At 55.5% G+C, this 19,133-nt stretch carries 14 protein-coding genes, 6 tRNA genes and 3 rRNA genes; 5 read left to right on the top strand and 18 right to left on the bottom strand.

Annotation, left to right across the window (positions count from 1 at the left end):
- Position 1 precedes the first annotated feature (1 nt).
- The 14 genes from secE to LLJ08_RS17410 all read right to left on the bottom strand — a co-directional run bounded on the left by secE (position 2) and on the right by LLJ08_RS17410 (position 9,945).
- Positions 2–370: a preprotein translocase subunit SecE gene (gene secE, locus LLJ08_RS17345; protein WP_228207552.1), complete on the bottom strand. Its 369-nt coding sequence runs from the start codon at positions 368–370 to the stop codon at positions 2–4.
- Positions 371–412: 42 nt separating this feature from the next.
- Positions 413–488, bottom strand: a tRNA-Trp gene (locus LLJ08_RS17350).
- 51 nt (positions 489–539) lie between these two features.
- On the bottom strand, positions 540–1,733 hold the full coding sequence (tuf, locus tag LLJ08_RS17355; protein ID WP_014821633.1) for an elongation factor Tu: 1,194 nt from the start codon (positions 1,731–1,733) through the stop codon (positions 540–542).
- Between the two features lie 84 nt (positions 1,734–1,817).
- Positions 1,818–1,893 (bottom strand) — tRNA-Thr (locus LLJ08_RS17360).
- Positions 1,894–1,919: 26 nt separating this feature from the next.
- Positions 1,920–1,993: transfer RNA gene (locus LLJ08_RS17365), tRNA-Gly, on the bottom strand.
- Between the two features lie 25 nt (positions 1,994–2,018).
- A tRNA-Tyr gene (locus LLJ08_RS17370) sits at positions 2,019–2,103 on the bottom strand.
- A 141-nt stretch (positions 2,104–2,244) separates the two neighbouring features.
- The gene (locus LLJ08_RS17375) at positions 2,245–2,916 is read right to left on the bottom strand and encodes an SPOR domain-containing protein (protein WP_044315606.1); all 672 of its coding nucleotides are present in this window, start codon (positions 2,914–2,916) and stop codon (positions 2,245–2,247) included.
- A gap of 24 nt (positions 2,917–2,940) precedes the next feature.
- The gene (locus tag LLJ08_RS17380; protein ID WP_041015744.1) at positions 2,941–3,678 is read right to left on the bottom strand and encodes a type III pantothenate kinase; all 738 of its coding nucleotides are present in this window, start codon (positions 3,676–3,678) and stop codon (positions 2,941–2,943) included.
- Positions 3,675–4,622 carry a bifunctional biotin--[acetyl-CoA-carboxylase] ligase/biotin operon repressor BirA gene (birA, locus tag LLJ08_RS17385; protein ID WP_044315607.1) on the bottom strand — a complete coding sequence of 316 codons (948 nt, stop codon included), beginning with the start codon at positions 4,620–4,622 and terminating at the stop codon, positions 3,675–3,677. Before birA ends, LLJ08_RS17380 begins: the two co-directional genes overlap by 4 nt.
- 119 nt (positions 4,623–4,741) lie before the next feature.
- Positions 4,742–4,857 (bottom strand): 5S ribosomal RNA (rrf, locus tag LLJ08_RS17390).
- 133 nt (positions 4,858–4,990) lie between these two features.
- A 23S ribosomal RNA gene (locus tag LLJ08_RS17395) occupies positions 4,991–7,881 on the bottom strand.
- 253 nt (positions 7,882–8,134) lie between these two features.
- Positions 8,135–8,210: transfer RNA gene (locus LLJ08_RS17400), tRNA-Ala, on the bottom strand.
- 30 nt (positions 8,211–8,240) lie between these two features.
- Positions 8,241–8,317: transfer RNA gene (locus tag LLJ08_RS17405), tRNA-Ile, on the bottom strand.
- Positions 8,318–8,408: 91 nt separating this feature from the next.
- A 16S ribosomal RNA gene (locus LLJ08_RS17410) occupies positions 8,409–9,945 on the bottom strand.
- Together the 16S, 23S and 5S rRNA genes with 2 tRNA genes alongside form the textbook arrangement of a ribosomal RNA operon.
- Positions 9,946–10,046: 101 nt before the next feature.
- Between LLJ08_RS17410 and LLJ08_RS17415 the strand changes: the two genes are divergently transcribed.
- On the top strand, positions 10,047–10,487 hold the full coding sequence (locus LLJ08_RS17415; protein WP_228208955.1) for a hypothetical protein: 441 nt from the start codon (positions 10,047–10,049) through the stop codon (positions 10,485–10,487).
- Between the two features lie 28 nt (positions 10,488–10,515).
- Here the strand turns inward: LLJ08_RS17415 and tyrS are convergent, their stop codons facing one another.
- On the bottom strand, positions 10,516–11,715 hold the full coding sequence (gene tyrS, locus LLJ08_RS17420) for a tyrosine--tRNA ligase (protein ID WP_228207553.1): 1,200 nt from the start codon (positions 11,713–11,715) through the stop codon (positions 10,516–10,518).
- 170 nt (positions 11,716–11,885) lie between these two features.
- On the opposite strand from tyrS, the gene LLJ08_RS17425 reads away from it, so the two are divergent.
- Both LLJ08_RS17425 and LLJ08_RS17430 read left to right on the top strand, forming a co-directional pair.
- A complete protein-coding gene (locus LLJ08_RS17425) occupies positions 11,886–13,301 on the top strand; it encodes a peptidoglycan DD-metalloendopeptidase family protein (RefSeq protein ID WP_228207554.1) in 1,416 nt (471 codons plus the stop codon).
- Between the two features lie 2 nt (positions 13,302–13,303).
- Complete coding sequence (locus LLJ08_RS17430; protein ID WP_228207555.1) at positions 13,304–14,395, top strand: anhydro-N-acetylmuramic acid kinase; 1,092 nt, start codon at positions 13,304–13,306, stop codon at positions 14,393–14,395.
- A 51-nt stretch (positions 14,396–14,446) separates the two neighbouring features.
- Here LLJ08_RS17430 and erpA read toward each other — a convergent pair whose 3' ends face one another.
- Positions 14,447–14,797, bottom strand: a complete 351-nt coding sequence (erpA, locus tag LLJ08_RS17435; RefSeq protein ID WP_003285497.1) for an iron-sulfur cluster insertion protein ErpA — start codon at positions 14,795–14,797, stop codon at positions 14,447–14,449.
- Between the two features lie 111 nt (positions 14,798–14,908).
- Positions 14,909–15,943 carry an N-acetyl-gamma-glutamyl-phosphate reductase gene (argC, locus tag LLJ08_RS17440; RefSeq protein WP_041015127.1) on the bottom strand — a complete coding sequence of 345 codons (1,035 nt, stop codon included), beginning with the start codon at positions 15,941–15,943 and terminating at the stop codon, positions 14,909–14,911.
- Between the two features lie 128 nt (positions 15,944–16,071).
- Here argC and hemJ point away from each other — a divergent pair, with 128 nt between their 5' ends.
- Both hemJ and LLJ08_RS17450 read left to right on the top strand, forming a co-directional pair.
- Positions 16,072–16,500: a protoporphyrinogen oxidase HemJ gene (gene hemJ / locus LLJ08_RS17445; protein WP_014821649.1), complete on the top strand. Its 429-nt coding sequence runs from the start codon at positions 16,072–16,074 to the stop codon at positions 16,498–16,500.
- A 131-nt stretch (positions 16,501–16,631) separates the two neighbouring features.
- Entirely contained in the window at positions 16,632–17,588 is a 957-nt protein-coding gene (locus LLJ08_RS17450; protein ID WP_228207556.1) for a DUF805 domain-containing protein, read from the top strand.
- 16 nt (positions 17,589–17,604) lie between these two features.
- Here the strand turns inward: LLJ08_RS17450 and LLJ08_RS17455 are convergent, their stop codons facing one another.
- Positions 17,605–19,083 carry an AAA family ATPase gene (locus LLJ08_RS17455; RefSeq protein ID WP_228207557.1) on the bottom strand — a complete coding sequence of 493 codons (1,479 nt, stop codon included), beginning with the start codon at positions 19,081–19,083 and terminating at the stop codon, positions 17,605–17,607.
- Positions 19,084–19,133: the final 50 nt, after the last annotated feature.

Consider the following 19,133-nt stretch of genomic DNA (forward strand, 5'->3'; position numbering starts at 1 on the left):
CTTAACCAACAACCATGGAGACCAACCAACCGAGCAGGGAATCAAGCCCCCACAACAGCAGCGCCATCACCAAAACAACAACAACAACGATCAACGTTGTCTGCGTGGTTTCTTGACGGGTCGGCCAGACGACCTTGCGAATCTCGCCACGCGCTTCTTTCAGCAACACAGCGAACGAACGCCCTTTGGACGTCTGCAAAGCAACAAACGCAGCAACTACGCCTATCGCCAGCACTGCAAGGACACGATAGAGAATCGGCTCAGCGGAGTAGTATTGGTTACCAACCACAGCAACCACCACCAAAGCAGCCACAACAAGCCACTTCACCAGATCGAAGCGCACGTCATTGGCTTCAGCTTTGATATTCATCTGCTAGAACCTTGTAAAGACTGCCAAATTCGATATTGAAAATGGCAGGCCAGGAGGGAATCGAACCCCCAACCTGCGGTTTTGGAGACCGCCGCTCTGCCAATTGAGCTACTGGCCTAGAAAGAGTCAGGCCGACTATTATGCCGACCCGCTTCAAACAGATCAATCGTTATTCGACGATCTTGGCAACCACGCCAGCACCAACGGTACGACCACCTTCGCGAATTGCGAAGCGCAGGCCGTCTTCCATGGCAATCGGCTTGATCAGGGTGACAACCATTTTCACGTTGTCGCCCGGCATTACCATCTCAACGCCTTCCGGCAGTTCGCACGAACCGGTCACGTCGGTGGTACGGAAGTAGAACTGCGGACGATAGCCCTTGAAGAACGGGGTGTGGCGACCACCCTCTTCCTTGGACAGAACGTACACTTCGGCTTCAAACTTGGTGTGCGGCTTGATGGTGCCCGGCTTGGCCAGAACCTGACCACGCTCGACGTCATCACGCTTGGTACCACGCAGCAGAACGCCGCAGTTCTCACCGGCACGACCTTCGTCGAGCAGCTTGCGGAACATTTCTACACCGGTACAGGTGGTCTTGGTGGTATCACGCAGACCAACGATCTCGATTTCTTCCTGAACCTTGACGATGCCGCGCTCAACACGACCAGTCACAACGGTACCGCGACCGGAAATGGAGAACACGTCTTCGATCGGCATCAGGAACGGCTTGTCGATGGCGCGAACCGGCTCAGGGATGTAGGTATCCAGAGTCTCGACCAGCTTCTTGACCGCAGTAGTGCCCAGCTCGTTGTCATCTTCGCCATTCAGCGCCATCAGCGCGGAACCGATGATGATCGGCGTGTCGTCACCCGGGAAATCATAGGTCGACAGCAGATCACGAACTTCCATTTCGACCAGCTCGAGCAACTCGGCGTCGTCGACCATGTCGGCCTTGTTCAGGAACACGACGATGTACGGAACACCCACCTGACGGGACAGCAAGATGTGCTCGCGAGTCTGCGGCATGGGGCCGTCAGCAGCGGAGCAAACCAGGATCGCACCATCCATCTGGGCAGCACCGGTGATCATGTTCTTCACATAGTCAGCGTGACCCGGGCAGTCAACATGCGCGTAGTGACGGACATTGGAGTCGTACTCTACGTGAGCGGTGTTGATGGTGATACCGCGAGCCTTCTCTTCCGGCGCGCTATCGATCTTGTCGAAGTCGACACGAGCGGAGCCGAAAACTTCGGAGCACACGCGAGTCAGAGCGGCAGTCAGAGTGGTCTTGCCATGGTCGACGTGACCAATGGTGCCGACGTTGACGTGCGGTTTGTTACGTTCGAACTTTTCTTTAGCCATCGAGACCGTCTCCCATCGTTGAATTGAGCTAGTCACGCCACCATTAAAACAAAGGCAGATATATACATATCTGCCTTTGGAGTTTGGAGCTCATGAGCGGATTCGAACCGCTGACCTCACCCTTACCAAGGGTGTGCTCTACCAACTGAGCTACATGAGCGAATCGCACTGCGCAACCACCGAAGCTGGAGCGGGTAGCGGGAATCGAACCCGCATCATCAGCTTGGAAGGCTGAGGTTCTACCACTAAACTATACCCGCGAACGCCGAAGCCTACGCTTGAATCTGGTGGAGGGGGAAGGATTCGAACCTTCGAAGTCTATGACGTCAGATTTACAGTCTGATCCCTTTGGCCGCTCGGGAACCCCTCCAAAGTGAGGCGGCATTTTCATCACTTGCCACCCTACTGTCAAGCTTTTCCTCATAAAAATCTTGAGGTTAGCTTTACTGACAGCCGCCTTGCCAAGGAATCTTGGATTCCCCACGGCGAAGCGGGCGCCATTCTATTTAAACTATTGAGAAGATGCAATGCCAGTGCAGGGCATATGGCGAAATTGCAGGGCAGGCATGTCTGCTTTCAAGCTTCCCATGACCCCATCACCCAATTGATCACGACTAGCGGCGCTCACCTGCACCCAGTATTTGGAGTGCATCCTCGGCAACTCACGCACCAGCGCCGAATAATCAACCTCGCTTAAGCGCGCCACTACGCCCTCTGCCGAATCCTTTCGGGAGAAGATGCCCAGTGAAATGCCATTAGCCAAGTCACCAACGGTAATGATGTAGCTGTCAATATTACGGCTTTGCAACTCGCGCAATTGCCGCAGGGAAGCCTGCCTGGAAGCGAGCGGCGGCAGATACACCCAATAATCCACGCCGACCTCGGTATCTATCCGTCGTATTTCCGACTGGATATCCAAGCTCAAAAGCCGCTGCTCCAAGGAAAGCGCAGGCGACTCGTCATCGAAGCCACCAAGAAATAGGCAGCCACCGTCGGACGACGCCGGTTGCCCAGCGTCTTTACGGCTCGAAGGAGAGGATTCACTAAGCAGAGTGATGTTGGGTGTCGGCCGATCATAAGCATCAAGAGGCACCACCTCCTTGATGCGCACGGGTGACTGATACTGATGCTGCACCCAGAAGAATACGTTCAACAGCACCAACAGGAAAAATAACCAACGCATGCAGGCTCGACCTTCTATGTGACGCTAGGGACAAGCAATCGCCAGCCCGCGAAAGACCAGATCCGGAACCCGCCTAACCCCGACCATATCGTCGATCAGCGTTGCGTCGCCACCGGTGGAGTAGATTACAAAGTCAGCCCCCAGATAGTCGCTGGCCGCCAGGACTTGCGAAGCAACAAAACTACGCAGCATCAGAAAGCACCCCCGCTCAACCGCCTGGACAGTGCTTCGCCCAGGCGCAGGCTCACCTTGCATCATTGGGATTTCTTCTGCCGTATAGCTGATGCGCCGGGTATGGGTAGTCAACTGCTGCCTAAGAAGAGAAATGCCAGGGCAAATGTAGCCCCCCAGATGGCCGCCCTCTGCATCAACGAAGTCAACCGTGACCGCCGTCCCCAGGTCGATTACCACCATTGCCCGGCGCTCCAACTGGAACGCGCCAACCATGGCCAACCAACGGTCCATCCCTAAACGGTCGTACTCGAGGTACCCGTTCACTACGCCACCAAGCCGAGGCGCTGGTAGAGCGCGCTGTACGTCAATGAACAATGCACTGGAGATGCACGAACACAGCTCTTCAGTCTCGAGATCGCTACGAACGCTAACTAGCCGCGCACGCTCAATCTTTACGCCAGTCAGGCCAGAGAGCGCACTAAGGAGGTCCACGGCCGATACAGAAGCGCCCTGAGCCGCAACATCACCGCTTACTTGCAACACCCGCCATTTGATCAAGCTATTGCCACAGTCGAGCTCGAGAATCATTGATCAAGCCTCAAACTTAGCTCACCACCACTGAAGGAGCGCACCCCCCCATCAATCATCATCCTGAGCCCGCCTTGATCATCGACGCCCAAGACCGTGCCCGAGCAATCTTGAGACCCGGTACTCAGCGTGCATTTCAGGCCTTGCCAGACATGGTTAGATTCCCACTCACCCTTCATCGCAGCAAACCCGACCTGGGCATGCCGCTCCAAATTTCGTCTAAGGGTGGCGGCCAATGTCAGCAGCAACTCGTTTCGATCAACCATACCTGCATGCTCTTTAACGGATGTCCAAAGCTGATCTATTCCCGCCGCCTCAATCATATTGACATTGATGCCGATGCCGATAATTACGTGACATACATCCGCCGGGTCGCCAGTCAGCTCAAGCAGAATCCCTGCGATCTTGCGGCCATCAACGTATACGTCGTTAGGCCACTTGACGCCCGCTTGCGAGATGCCGACTTGATGTAGCACCTGCATTACCGCCAGCCCGACCACCAGACTCATACCAGAAAGCTGACTAGCACCGCCCTGCACCTTTATAGCCAAGCTGCAATAAAGGTTCTGCCCGAAAGGACTCACCCAACTACGACCGCGCCGCCCTCTACCAGCAGACTGAGCCTCTGCAAGAACCAAAAAAGGAGGTGGCACGGTCTGCAGGAGCCGCAATGCCTGAGCATTAGTAGAGTCAATCGAGTCGTAAAGATGCAGCGACCACCCAATCTGCTCCAGTTGCGGCGCAAGCGCCTCATGATTGAGCAGCGAAAGAGGTTCCGCCAAGCGGTACCCACGCCCGGGGACTTTATAGAGGTTAAGCACTGCGTCAGCCTGAATACGTTGCAGGTGCTTCCAGACCGCACTGCGACTTATGCCGAGCGCCTCCCCCAGTTCACGCCCTGAATGAAAGCGCCCATCCTGAAGCAACGTTAACAGCCTATACATGCCACCCCCAAAAGAGGCCGAATGATAGCGACACCAACGACAGGTGCCTATCACAGTCTTTAAATCGCGCAAAAGCAAACCCCCGACCAGCTTACGCGGGTCGGGGGTTTGGGAAAGGAGCTTGACGATGACCTACTCTCACATGGGGAGACCCCACACTACCATCGGCGATGCGTCGTTTCACTACTGAGTTCGGGAAGGGATCAGGTGGTTCCAACGCTCTATGGTCGTCAAGCAATTCAGTTGCTGCCTCGGGGTTTAGCCGCTGCAGCCAATCGGGTATGTGATGAATTGGTATTGCGTGTTCGTGCAGATTTTCGGTCTGTTTGTCGACTTTCCGTCTAACAGCCAAATTGTTTGGGTGTTATATGGTCAAGCCTCACGGGCAATTAGTATTGGTTAGCTCAACGCCTCACAGCGCTTACACACCCAACCTATCAACGTCGTAGTCTTCGACGGCCCTTCAGGGAGCTCAAGGCTCCAGTGAGATCTCATCTTGAGGCAAGTTTCCCGCTTAGATGCTTTCAGCGGTTATCTCTTCCGAACGTAGCTACCCGGCAATGCCACTGGCGTGACAACCGGAACACCAGAGGTTCGTCCACTCCGGTCCTCTCGTACTAGGAGCAGCCCCTCTCAAATCTCAAACGTCCACGGCAGATAGGGACCGAACTGTCTCACGACGTTCTAAACCCAGCTCGCGTACCACTTTAAATGGCGAACAGCCATACCCTTGGGACCGGCTTCAGCCCCAGGATGTGATGAGCCGACATCGAGGTGCCAAACACCGCCGTCGATATGAACTCTTGGGCGGTATCAGCCTGTTATCCCCGGAGTACCTTTTATCCGTTGAGCGATGGCCCTTCCATACAGAACCACCGGATCACTAAGACCTACTTTCGTACCTGCTCGACGTGTCTGTCTCGCAGTCAAGCGCGCTTTTGCCTTTATACTCTACGACCGATTTCCGACCGGTCTGAGCGCACCTTCGTACTCCTCCGTTACTCTTTAGGAGGAGACCGCCCCAGTCAAACTACCCACCATACACTGTCCTCGATCCGGATAACGGACCAGAGTTAGAACCTCAAAGTTGCCAGGGTGGTATTTCAAGGTTGGCTCCACGCGAACTGGCGTCCACGCTTCAAAGCCTCCCACCTATCCTACACAAGCAAATTCAAAGTCCAGTGCAAAGCTATAGTAAAGGTTCACGGGGTCTTTCCGTCTAGCCGCGGATACACTGCATCTTCACAGCGATTTCAATTTCACTGAGTCTCGGGTGGAGACAGCGCCGCCATCGTTACGCCATTCGTGCAGGTCGGAACTTACCCGACAAGGAATTTCGCTACCTTAGGACCGTTATAGTTACGGCCGCCGTTTACCGGGGCTTCGATCAAGAGCTTCGCTTGCGCTAACCCCATCAATTAACCTTCCGGCACCGGGCAGGCGTCACACCCTATACGTCCACTTTCGTGTTTGCAGAGTGCTGTGTTTTTAATAAACAGTCGCAGCGGCCTGGTATCTTCGACCGGCATGGGCTTACGTAGTAAATACTTCACCCTCACCGGCGCACCTTCTCCCGAAGTTACGGTGCCATTTTGCCTAGTTCCTTCACCCGAGTTCTCTCAAGCGCCTTGGTATTCTCTACCCAACCACCTGTGTCGGTTTGGGGTACGGTTCCTAGTTACCTGAAGCTTAGAGGCTTTTCCTGGAAGCATGGCATCAACCACTTCGCTTTCTAAAAGAAAGCTCGTCATCAGCTCTCGGCATTAAGATCCCGGATTTACCTAAGATCTCTGCCTACCACCTTAAACAAGGACAACCAACGCCTTGCTGGCCTAGCCTTCTCCGTCCCCCCATCGCAGTAACTAGAAGTACGGGAATATTAACCCGTTTCCCATCGACTACGCTCTTCAGCCTCGCCTTAGGGACCGACTCACCCTGCGTCGATTAACGTTGCGCAGGAACCCTTGGTCTTTCGGCGTGCGAGTTTTTCACTCGCATTGTCGTTACTCATGTCAGCATTCGCACTTCTGATACCTCCAGCCAGCTTCTCAACTGACCTTCACAGGCTTACAGAACGCTCCTCTACCGCTCAACTTGCGTTGAACCCGTAGCTTCGGTACCTGGTTTGAGCCCCGTTACATCTTCCGCGCAGGCCGACTCGACTAGTGAGCTATTACGCTTTCTTTAAAGGGTGGCTGCTTCTAAGCCAACCTCCTAGCTGTCTAAGCCTTCCCACATCGTTTCCCACTTAACCAGGATTTTGGGACCTTAGCTGACGGTCTGGGTTGTTTCCCTTTTCACGACGGACGTTAGCACCCGCCGTGTGTCTCCCGTGCTGACACTTGCTGGTATTCGGAGTTTGCATCGGTTTGGTAAGTCGGGATGACCCCCTAGCCGAAACAGTGCTCTACCCCCAGCAGTGATACACGAGGCGCTACCTAAATAGCTTTCGAGGAGAACCAGCTATCTCCGAGCTTGATTAGCCTTTCACTCCGATCCACAGGTCATCCGCTAACTTTTCAACGGTAGTCGGTTCGGTCCTCCAGTCAGTGTTACCTAACCTTCAACCTGCCCATGGATAGATCGCCCGGTTTCGGGTCTATTCCCAGCGACTAGACGCCCTATTAAGACTCGCTTTCGCTACGCCTCCCCTATTCGGTTAAGCTCGCCACTGAAAATAAGTCGCTGACCCATTATACAAAAGGTACGCAGTCACCTAACAAAGTAGGCTCCCACTGCTTGTACGCATACGGTTTCAGGTTCTATTTCACTCCCCTCTCCGGGGTTCTTTTCGCCTTTCCCTCACGGTACTGGTTCACTATCGGTCAGTCAGTAGTATTTAGCCTTGGAGGATGGTCCCCCCATATTCAGACAAAGTTTCTCGTGCTCCGTCCTACTCGATTTCACTTCTAAGACCTTTTCGCGTACAGGGCTATCACCCACTATGGCCGCACTTTCCAGAGCGTTCCGCTAAAATCAAAGAAGCTTAAGGGCTAATCCCCGTTCGCTCGCCACTACTAAGGGAATCTCGGTTGATTTCTTTTCCTCAGGGTACTTAGATGTTTCAGTTCCCCTGGTTCGCCTCACACACCTATGTATTCAGTGTGTGATAACCATCTTATGATGGCTGGGTTCCCCCATTCAGACATCTCCGGATCAAAGTCTGTTTGCCGACTCCCCGAAGCTTTTCGCAGGCTACCACGTCTTTCATCGCCTCTGACTGCCAAGGCATCCACCGTATGCGCTTCTTCACTTGACCATATAACCCCAAGCAATCTGGTTACTGTCTATAACGTGAAGACGACATTCGCCGAAAATTTGCATAGAGAACACGCAAATTTTACCTTGACTTGAATAATCACCAGTGAAAGTGACCACTCAAATCTACTTCTATCACATACCCAAATTTTTAAAGAACAGTTCTGGCGCAAAGACCAGAAATCAATACCCTCACACATCACAGGATGCGTAAGCAGCACTCATTTCTGAGCTTTCAGCGATTTTCGAGTTAATGGTGGAGCCAAGCGGGATCGAACCGCTGACCTCCTGCGTGCAAAGCAGGCGCTCTCCCAGCTGAGCTATGGCCCCATCTACAGATCGGCCACATCCCATGACAATTGGTGGGTCTGGGCAGATTCGAACTGCCGACCTCACCCTTATCAGGGGTGCGCTCTAACCAACTGAGCTACAGACCCAATCGTCTCTCTCGGGTCGAAACCCAATCGCTTTTCGCTAGTGAATCAAGCAATTCGTGTGGGAGCTTATGAAGAAGCTGAAGTCTTCGATTAAGGAGGTGATCCAGCCGCAGGTTCCCCTACGGCTACCTTGTTACGACTTCACCCCAGTCATGAATCACTCCGTGGTAACCGTCCCCCCGAAGGTTAGACTAGCTACTTCTGGAGCAACCCACTCCCATGGTGTGACGGGCGGTGTGTACAAGGCCCGGGAACGTATTCACCGTGACATTCTGATTCACGATTACTAGCGATTCCGACTTCACGCAGTCGAGTTGCAGACTGCGATCCGGACTACGATCGGTTTTATGGGATTAGCTCCACCTCGCGGCTTGGCAACCCTTTGTACCGACCATTGTAGCACGTGTGTAGCCCAGGCCGTAAGGGCCATGATGACTTGACGTCATCCCCACCTTCCTCCGGTTTGTCACCGGCAGTCTCCTTAGAGTGCCCACCTTAACGTGCTGGTAACTAAGGACAAGGGTTGCGCTCGTTACGGGACTTAACCCAACATCTCACGACACGAGCTGACGACAGCCATGCAGCACCTGTGTCAGAGCTCCCGAAGGCACCAATCCATCTCTGGAAAGTTCTCTGCATGTCAAGGCCTGGTAAGGTTCTTCGCGTTGCTTCGAATTAAACCACATGCTCCACCGCTTGTGCGGGCCCCCGTCAATTCATTTGAGTTTTAACCTTGCGGCCGTACTCCCCAGGCGGTCGACTTAATGCGTTAGCTGCGCCACTAAGATCTCAAGGATCCCAACGGCTAGTCGACATCGTTTACGGCGTGGACTACCAGGGTATCTAATCCTGTTTGCTCCCCACGCTTTCGCACCTCAGTGTCAGTATTAGCCCAGGTGGTCGCCTTCGCCACTGGTGTTCCTTCCTATATCTACGCATTTCACCGCTACACAGGAAATTCCACCACCCTCTGCCATACTCTAGCTTGCCAGTTTTGGATGCAGTTCCCAGGTTGAGCCCGGGGCTTTCACATTCAACTTAACAAACCACCTACGCGCGCTTTACGCCCAGTAATTCCGATTAACGCTTGCACCCTTCGTATTACCGCGGCTGCTGGCACGAAGTTAGCCGGTGCTTATTCTGTCGGTAACGTCAAAACACTAACGTATTAGGTTAATGCCCTTCCTCCCAACTTAAAGTGCTTTACAATCCGAAGACCTTCTTCACACACGCGGCATGGCTGGATCAGGCTTTCGCCCATTGTCCAATATTCCCCACTGCTGCCTCCCGTAGGAGTCTGGACCGTGTCTCAGTTCCAGTGTGACTGATCATCCTCTCAGACCAGTTACGGATCGTCGCCTTGGTGAGCCATTACCTCACCAACTAGCTAATCCGACCTAGGCTCATCTGATAGCGCAAGGCCCGAAGGTCCCCTGCTTTCTCCCGTAGGACGTATGCGGTATTAGCGTTCCTTTCGAAACGTTGTCCCCCACTATCAGGCAGATTCCTAGGCATTACTCACCCGTCCGCCGCTGAATCAGAGAGCAAGCTCTCTTCATCCGCTCGACTTGCATGTGTTAGGCCTGCCGCCAGCGTTCAATCTGAGCCATGATCAAACTCTTCAGTTCAATACTGCTTGGGTTTTGAGAAAACCCTAAACTTGGCTCAGCAATCGCAAATCTCTTTACAAGTAAAGAGTAACTCTCGAATAAACGAGTGTTGCTTTGTGATGCTGATAATCTATCTGACCATCAGTCTTACATTCACAAGCACCCACACGAATTGCTTGATTCAGTTGTTAAAGAGCGTTTCGATCAAGTCTTTCGTCTCAACCGAGGCCGCGCATTCTACAGCAGCCTTGTTACCTGTCAAGCTGTTTTTGAAGAAGTTTTTCTTTCTTCTCAACCGCTTGCGCTTCAGATCAACTTGCGTCTCTCGTCAGCGGGAGGCGAATCATACAGCGTTCAAAACCGCTGTCAACCACCTCTTTCAACCGCTTCCGATCAACCCGACCGAAGCCGCCAACAGGATGCAACTACCACCCTGCCAGCCCGGCGCATTCTACTCGAATCCGCCATCCGTGCAACCCTTTTATTTCGCTAACCTTTTGATTTACAAGAGGTTTTGCTTAAGGACTGCACCGGAAGTGGTGCGCATTATAGGAGCCTGAAAATCAACGTCAACCGTTTATTTCAGTTTTATTCTGCCTTGAGGGAGATACGCGCGAACGACTTCTTTCCAGCCTGACAAATATGGGTCGCGCCAAGCCTGAATACGAAACCACGATCCACTACCTGCCCGTCAACACGGACACCGCTAGAACCCAGCAAGTCCCGCGCGACAGCTGCATTCTTGACCAGCGCCGCCTTATTAAGGACCGACGCAATGGGCATGTCCTGATCAGAGATCAGTTCGATTTCCGGAAGGTCTTCGGGAAGCTCACCCTCCTTCATCCGATTACCCGCAGAACGATGCGCAGCCGCAGCCGCTTCGTCCCCATGGAAACGCGCAACGATCTCCTCGGCCAACTTGATCTTGATATCCCGGGGATTGGATCCCCGCTCGACATCAGCACGAAACTCATCGAGCTCACCCTGCGACCGGAAGCTGAGCAGCTCGAAGTACCGCCACATGAGCGAATCAGGGATCGAGACCAACTTGCTATACATGACGCCTGGTGCTTCTTGGATCCCGACGTAATTGCCAAGGGACTTGGACATCTTCTTCACGCCATCCAACCCCTCAAGCAACGGCATGGTCACTACGCACTGCGAGGCCTGACCGTACGACCGCTGAAGCTCACGCCCCATAAGCAAGTTGAATTTCTGGTCAGTCCCTCCGAGCTCTATGTCAGCCCTCAACGCAACCGAGTCATACCCCTGGACGAGCGGATAGAGGAACTCATGGATGGCTATCGGCTGGTTCGTGGAGTAGCGCTTACTGAAGTCATCACGTTCAAGCATACGAGCGACAGTATATTGAGAAGCTAGACGGATAAAGTCGGCTGGAGTCAGCTTGTCCATCCAGGTTGAATTGAACGCCACCTCGGTCTTTCCGGGATCCAGTATCTTAAAAACCTGGGACTTGTAAGTTTCGGCGTTCTCGAGGACCTGCTCCCTGGTCAACGGGGGCCGTGTGGTGCTTTTGCCACTTGGATCACCAATCATTCCGGTGAAATCCCCTATAAGGAAGATCACCTGATGCCCCAAGTCCTGAAGCTGGCGCATCTTATTAATGAGCACGGTATGCCCGAGATGAAGATCGGGAGCGGTAGGGTCGAATCCCGCTTTGACGCGCAACGGCTCGCCTCGCTCAAGCTTAGTGACCAGCTCCGATTCGACGAGCACCTCATCAGCACCCCGTTTGATCACCGACAGTTGCTCTTCAACCGACTTCATGGCAAGCCCCGTACCATTATTAAAGGGCGACAACCTTACAAGATCGACGGCCGATTACAAGCAGCGCGCTTGTACCGACCAGCAGCTCAGCAGCCACAAGGGTTGCCTCCGATGCGCTTTGCTTATATTTTAGACAGTTATTTCCCGTGCAAAAATATGCCAGAAGCCCAATGATGCCTTCCAAATCAAAAGCTCCGAACTACCCCAAGAGCCATCTTCTGGCTGCCAGTGGTGTAGCTGCGCTGCTGAGCCTGGCGCTGCTTGTATTCCCATCACGTGAAGTCGAGGCGAAGAAGACCTTCATTGACCTGAAGCTCGAGTCCTCCTCTGGACAAATTGTCGTCGAGCCCGGCGACAGCCAACCAGGCCTGGTCGAGTCTCCCTTCGCTGCAACTGCCACGCCGGGCACATCATCCGAGGCCAAAAATGCTGAGCTACCGGAAGAAGAGGAGTTCACCCAGGCCCCTGCTCCAAAGTCAGACTCTCTGACGAAGACCGTGGTCGTGGCCAATGGGGATACGCTATCGACAGTATTTTCCAAAGTAGGCCTTTCCCCATCCGTCATGCATGCCGTCCTGTCGAGCAGCAAGGATGCCAAACAGTTTTCCCGTTTGAAGATCGGCCAGTCCCTTGAGTTTCAACTGACCGAGCAAGGCGGGCTAGCCGGCCTACGCAGCAAACTCAATAGTCTGGAAACGCTCGCGCTAGAGAAGACGCCTGACGGTTATTCATTCAAAAAAGAACAGATCAAGCCCGAAATCAGCTCCGTATACGCTCGCGGTGAGATTGATAGCAGTCTGTTTCTAGCCGCGAAGCGCGCGGGCCTCAGCCATAACCTGACTATGGATCTGGCCAACGTATTTGGCTACGACATCGACTTTGCACTCGACATTCGCAAAGGCGACAGCTTCGAAGTTATTTATGAAGAGAAGACCGTAGAGGGGCAACGCGTCGGTACCGGCAATATCCTCGCGGCGCGCTTTACCAATCGGGGCAAAACCTATTCTGCCGTTCGCTACACCAATAAGGATGGGGCCACCAGCTATTACAATGCTGACGGTACCAGCATGCGCAAAGCATTCATCCGAACGCCGGTGGACTTTGCACGCATCAGCTCCCGCTTTTCCAATGGTCGCAAACATCCGATCCTGAACAAGATCCGAGCGCACAAAGGGGTTGATTATGCAGCCCCGCACGGGACGCCGATCAAAAGCGCCGGTGACGGCAAAGTACTGCTTGCCGGGCGCAAGGGCGGCTATGGCAACACGGTGATCATCCAGCACGGCCAGCGCTACCGCACCCTGTATGCGCACATGCAAGGTTTTGCCAAAGGTGTGCGTAATGGATCCGCTGTAAAGCAAGGTCAGATCATTGGCTACATCGGCACAACCGGCCTTTCCACCGGCCCGCATCTGCATTATGAGTTCCAGGTCGACGGCGTTCATGTCGATCCGCTAGGCCTGAAACTACCGATGGCAGATCCGATCGCTCGCAACGAAAAGCAGCGCTTCATGCAACTGAGCCAGCCTCTGATGGCACGGATGGACGAAGAGAAGGCCACCGTACTAGCCCTCAACCAGCAGTAATCGTGGCTCTTTATCTGGGGGTGATGTCCGGCACCAGTCTTGATGGCCTGGACATCGCGCTCATCGAGCAGACCACCCGCACTCGGCTGATAGCCACCCGCTTCCAGGAAATGCCTGCCAAGCTAAAGCAAGATCTACTCGCCCTGTGCTCGTCTGGGCGGGACGAGCTGAAGCGCGCAGCTATTGCTGAGAACCAGTGGGCTACGCTCGCAGCAGAAACGGTTGATCAGCTGCTCATCGAACAGCAGCTTGCCCCGCAGTCGATACGCGCTATTGGCAGCCACGGTCAAACTATCAGGCATGAACCCCATCTCGGGTTCACGATTCAGATCGGCAACCCCGCTCTATTGGCGGAACTGACCGGCATAACCGTGGTTGGGGATTTTCGCCGACGCGACGTTGCTGCCGGCGGACATGGCGCACCGCTCGTGCCCGCTTTCCACGAATCCATCTTTGGCAATTCCCAGCGAGTCCGCGCGATTCTGAACATTGGGGGATTCAGCAATCTCAGCATTCTGTATCCAGGCAACCCTACTCATGGCTTCGATTGTGGGCCCGGCAACGTCCTAATGGACGCCTGGATTCAACGCCACAAGTGCTTGGCATACGACCGCAACGGCGATTGGGCGACGACCGGCATCATGGATGAGGACTTACTCACCTTGATGCTCAACGAAGGTTTTTTCAAAACTCAGGGCCCCAAAAGCACCGGACGCGAGCTTTTCAACCTGGCCTGGCTGGATAGACTTCTCGCCGACCGGAAAGATCTGCAGCCTGCAGATGTCCAGGCGACGCTGCTCGAACTTACTGCGAGGAGCATAGCCGAGTCACTCATCGCCACTCAGCTGAACGTTGAGGAATTGCTTGTCTGCGGTGGTGGGGCGCATAACGCTGCGCTGATGCGAAGGTTACAGGTGCTAGCCCCGACCTGTGAGGTCAAAAGCACAGACAGCGAAGGGGTGCCGGCAGACTGGGTGGAGGCGATGGCATTTGCATGGTTGGCCCACTGCTGCCTGGAAGGCATCCCGGCAAATCGTCCCGCGGTCACTGGCGCACGGGGCTCTCGAATCCTTGGCGCCATCTATCCCGCTTGATGCCAGAAACGGAAACGCCGTGCAGTGCACGGCGCTTCGAGGCCACAGACATCAGATAGAAAACGACTGTCCGCAACCACAGGTAGTCGTCGCGTTTGGATTCTTGATCACGAAACGAGAGCCTTCCAGCCCTTCCTGGTAGTCCACTTCTGCACCAGCCAAGTACTGGTAGCTCATGGGGTCGACCACGAGACTTACGCCCTCTCGCTCGATGATCGTATCGTCGTCGGCCACATCTTCATCGAAAGTAAAGCCGTACTGGAAACCCGAGCAGCCGCCTCCAGTGACGAAGACCCGCAGCTTCAAGCGCGGATTGCCTTCCTCATCGACCAAGCTCTTCACCTTGCTTGCCGCCCCCTGACTGAACTGGATGGCGGTGGGCGTGAAGGATTCGACACTCATTGGTTTCTCCTGGCGTGAAACGCCCTACTGCATTGACGGTGCATTATCGGCTTTCCTGACAAAACCGGTCAACTATTCGACCAGCTTCAGCGCCTCGATGTGAAAACCGGTTTATGGCAGGAGCGCCACATTTCCAAGCCCCAGTTTTTCATTCAGATCGAACAGGATATTCATATTCTGGATCGCCTGGCCGGATGCGCCTTTCACCAGGTTGTCGATCACGGACAGCACGACCACCAGGTCACCGTCCTGCGGACGATGTACGGCAATGCGGCAAACGTTAGCGCCACGCACGCTACGTGTCTCCGGATGACTGCCGGCCGGCATCACATCGACGAACGGCTCGTTGGCATAGCGGCGCTCATAAAGGCGCTGCAGATCCACGGAAGTATCGGCAACGGTGGCGTACAGCGTCGCGTGGATACCACGGATCATCGGAGTCAGGTGCGGGACAAAAGTCAGCCCGACGTCACCTTGCGCTGCTCGGCGCAGACCTTGGCTGATCTCCGGCAGATGCCGGTGCCCTTTGACCGCATACGCCATCATGCTTTCGCCAGCCTCGGTGAACAGGGAACCGATCTTCGCTGCGCGCCCGGCACCGCTGACGCCCGACTTGCAATCCGCAATCAAGCGCGAGGCATCAGCAAGACCATTTTCAAGCAGCGGTAGAAAGCCCAGCTGGGTAGCGGTCGGGTAACAGCCAGGAACGGCAATCAGGCGTGCCTTTCTGATCTGCTCGCGATTGACCTCAGGCAGTCCGTACACGGCCTCAGCGAGCAGTTCAGGCGCACCGTGAGCCTGCCCGTACCATTTCGCCCACTCTTCGGCATCCTGCAGGCGGAAATCGGCGGACAAATCAATGACTCGGGTTCCGGCTGCCAGCAACTCGCCAGCAAGTGCGTGGGCGACGCCATGAGGGGTCGCGAAGAACACCACGTCGCATCCACCCAATGTTGCTGCGTCCGGAACACTGAAAGCGAGGTCGTCGTAGTGGCCTCGCAGATTGGGGTACATGTCGGTGACCTTCACCCCATCCTCAGAGCGGGAGGTGATGACAGCCACTTCGGCCTGCGGATGCTGAGCAAGCAGGCGCAGCAATTCGACGCCCGTATAGCCTGTGCCGCCAACGATACCGACCTTGATCATGACCTGCCCTCAACTGGAAACGTAAAAGCGCGATGATAAAGCTGCTTTGATCGCGGGCCAACCGCCGGGGTGACGGGGGCGAACGCAGCCACTACTATCGACGCATTCGCCCCCGCAGGATTCCATAGATGCTCTACCTTTGGCTCAAAGCACTGCACATCATCGCCGTCGTCTGCTGGTTCGCCGGACTTTTCTATCTTCCTCGCTTGTTCGTTTATCACGCGATGAGTGAGGATGAACCCAGTCGAGAGCGCTTCAAGATCATGGAGCGTAAGCTTTACCGCGGCATCATGCTTCCTTCCATGATCGCCACGCTGGTGTTTGGCATATGGATGGTCATTCTGAATCCCGGTTTGTTCGGTACAGGCGGCTGGCTTCACGCCAAGTTGGCGCTGGTCCTTGTATTGGTCGGCTATCACCACGTATGCGGCGCACAACTGAAGCGGTTTGCTCGTGACGAGAACATTCGCGGGCACGTGTTCTATCGCTGGTTCAATGAGGTCCCGGTCCTGTTTCTGCTGGCCATCGTGATCCTTGTCGTCGTCAGGCCCTTCTGAGCTGGCCGACAGCTGATCAGTTGAGTTCGCGAGCATTGTGTTACCTGACTCGGAAACCGGAGCATACGTTGTTGTATCCGCTGTTCCTCACCTCTAATCTGCCGCAACCATCCCTGTGACACGGACGCCACATGCAACAAGCTCAATTCAAAATCGTCTTCACTGGCGAACTTATGCCCGACATGCCGCTCGAGGCGGTAAAGGCAAACCTGGCCGTCCTGTTCAAGACCGACCCAAGCAAGGTCGAGCGATTGTTCAGTGGCCAGGCGGCCGTGATCAAAAGCAAACTGAGCAGCCAGGAAGCCGACAAGTACATCGGCGCGCTGCACCGCGCTGGCGCCAGGGCATACAAAGAGCCTGAGCACACCAGCCCCACCCTGAGCCTAGTGCAGACGGATGAAGAACTGGCGGCGGCCCAAGGTGACAACCCACCTGCCGCGCTCATGACATGTCCTAAATGCGGGCACGCGCAAAGCCAGGCCAATGAGTGCAGTACGTGCGGCATCATCATCGAGAAGTATCTGGCGCGTCAGGCGCAGCTTCATGAGAGTGCTGCACCTCAGGGCGCCAGCGCAACGGTGTCACCTTACGCCCCGCCCTCTGCAAACGTCAGCGAAGCAATGCCTCGACATGGCGACCTCAAGCCTTTTTCCGTCACTGGCCGGATTGGCCGTCTGCGTTATCTAGCGTGGTCACTGGTGATCATGTTCGCGGCCACGGGCTTGTTCGGTGTCGCCGCGATCATGATGGCAATCTCCAGCACGATGGGGCTCATCTGCATGGGCTTGATCGGCATCGGCATGCTCGTGGTCAGCGTGCAGATCGGCGTTCAGCGCCTGCATGACTTCGGCTGGTCCGGCTGGCTGATCCTGCTCAATCTGGTCCCGGTGCTGGGCAGCCTGTTTCCCTTCGTCATGCTGCTGATGCCGGGGAGTCGGGAAGTCAATCGCTATGGTTCTCCACCACCGCCCAACAGCCGGTCGGTGAAGATCCTCGCCGCGCTGTGGCTGCTGTTGATCATCTCCGGCCTAGTGGCGGCGCTGACCATCCCCGCGCTGGTGGAAATGCGTCAGGGAGCCGGCTTCTAGCTGCTGAAGCAGACCCTCAATCGGCTTGTACCGTGCGCCCCCTTGCCCACTCCCGCAGTGCATCGAGGCGCTCGGCCATGACAACCGACAACGGCGATGTTGCACGAATGCAGTCGAGCAGCATCGCTTGATCGACATCCCGTTGCTGGGCCTGGCCGGCATAAACCGCGCTGACCACCACCTGCTCGATCTCGGCGCCGGAGAAACCATCACTCGTCCCGGCCAGTACCATCAGCCCCATATCATCAGGTTGCAGTTCGCGTCGCGTGAGATGGATGCGGAAGATCTCCGCACGCGTCGCGAGATCTGGCAAATCCACGAAGAAGAGTTCGTCGAATCGCCCCTTTCGCAGCAGCTCTGCAGGCAGCCGATCGATGGCGTTTGCCGTAGCCACCATGAATACCGGCGCGGTACGCTCGGCCATCCACGTCAGCAGTGTGCCCAGTACCCGCTGGCTTACGCCGCCATCCATATCGCCAGTCGCCAAACCTTTTTCGATCTCGTCCATCCACAAAACGCAAGGCGCCATCTGTTCCGCGAGGGTCAGCGCTTCACGCAGGTTACGCTCGGTTTCACCGAAATACTTGTTGTACAAGCAGGCGAAATCCAACCGCAGCAACGGCAGCCCCCACAGACCGGCGACCGCCTTAGCGGCGAGGCTCTTGCCGCCACCTTGCACCCCGACCAGCATCACGCCGCGCGGTAGATCATCGCCCTGACCATCCAGAAACGCGCCCTGCCGGTCCGCCAGCCAACGTTTGAAATTGGCCAGACCACCCACCTCCGCGAAGCGGGCCGTCTCGTATTCGAACCCGAGTACCCCATCGAGATCCAGCAGCTGAAACTTGCTGCGATTGAGCTCGGGAAGATCCTCTTGGGTGATCGCACCGTCATCACAAATGACATTGCGTGCCAGCGCCCGCGCCTCTGCATGGCTCAGGCCGCGCAGATTCTTCACCACCTGCTGCAACGTGCGATTGTCGGTGCGAACGCGAGCACCGCGATTACGCTCGCTCCAGCGGGTGGCTTCCTCGCGGACGATGGCAAGCAGCTCTTCCTCGGCCGGCAGCGAAAGGCTGAAGCGTGCTGCGTAGCGTTGCACTTCAGGCGGCAGCTTGAGCGCATGCGACACCAGCACGAGGGTCGGCGCCACAGGCGCTTCACTCATCGCAATGTCCTTCAGCAGCCGCACCAACTTCGGCTCATCGAGAAACGGATGCAGATCGCAGAAGACGTACAGGTTCGCCTGGGGATCGTGCTTCACCAGTTTCAGCGCCACGTCCGGCGCGCAGCTTTCCTCGCCGCCCTGCAGCTCGCCGCCAAAGGACAGATGGCGCACCCCCTCGGTCGCCGACCACAGGTAGAAGCCCAAGCCTTGGCGCATGGCAAGCCCCGTCAGCGTCTCGAGCACTCTGCGCTCGTCCCAGGACTCAACCAGCACCAGTCGGACTCTCGAATCCAGAACCAAACCCAGATCATGAATATCGTTCTTCACATCACCTCCCTGTACAGCCTCACCACGGCTCATATGCCCTGATACACTGT

Origin of the sequence: Stutzerimonas chloritidismutans (genome assembly GCF_020783375.1) — a bacterium.
GTDB lineage: Bacteria > Pseudomonadota > Gammaproteobacteria > Pseudomonadales > Pseudomonadaceae > Stutzerimonas > Stutzerimonas kunmingensis.

What these genes read in the sequence shown, in the direction of transcription:
- erpA (WP_003285497.1), bottom strand. Translation starts at nt 14,797, where the DNA reads ATGAGTGTCGAATCCTTCACGCCCACCGCCATCCAGTTCAGTCAGGGG.
- argC (WP_041015127.1), bottom strand. Translation starts at nt 15,943, where the DNA reads ATGATCAAGGTCGGTATCGTTGGCGGCACAGGCTATACGGGCGTCGAA.
- birA (WP_044315607.1), bottom strand. Translation starts at nt 4,622, where the DNA reads ATGTATAGGCTGTTAACGTTGCTTCAGGATGGGCGCTTTCATTCAGGG.
- LLJ08_RS17380 (WP_041015744.1), bottom strand. Translation starts at nt 3,678, where the DNA reads ATGATTCTCGAGCTCGACTGTGGCAATAGCTTGATCAAATGGCGGGTG.
- LLJ08_RS17450 (WP_228207556.1), top strand. Translation starts at nt 16,632, where the DNA reads ATGCAACAAGCTCAATTCAAAATCGTCTTCACTGGCGAACTTATGCCC.
- LLJ08_RS17425 (WP_228207554.1), top strand. Translation starts at nt 11,886, where the DNA reads ATGATGCCTTCCAAATCAAAAGCTCCGAACTACCCCAAGAGCCATCTT.
- LLJ08_RS17415 (WP_228208955.1), top strand. Translation starts at nt 10,047, where the DNA reads ATGCTGATAATCTATCTGACCATCAGTCTTACATTCACAAGCACCCAC.
- hemJ (WP_014821649.1), top strand. Translation starts at nt 16,072, where the DNA reads ATGCTCTACCTTTGGCTCAAAGCACTGCACATCATCGCCGTCGTCTGC.
- LLJ08_RS17375 (WP_044315606.1), bottom strand. Translation starts at nt 2,916, where the DNA reads ATGCGTTGGTTATTTTTCCTGTTGGTGCTGTTGAACGTATTCTTCTGG.
- tyrS (WP_228207553.1), bottom strand. Translation starts at nt 11,715, where the DNA reads ATGAAGTCGGTTGAAGAGCAACTGTCGGTGATCAAACGGGGTGCTGAT.
- secE (WP_228207552.1), bottom strand. Translation starts at nt 370, where the DNA reads ATGAATATCAAAGCTGAAGCCAATGACGTGCGCTTCGATCTGGTGAAG.
- tuf (WP_014821633.1), bottom strand. Translation starts at nt 1,733, where the DNA reads ATGGCTAAAGAAAAGTTCGAACGTAACAAACCGCACGTCAACGTCGGC.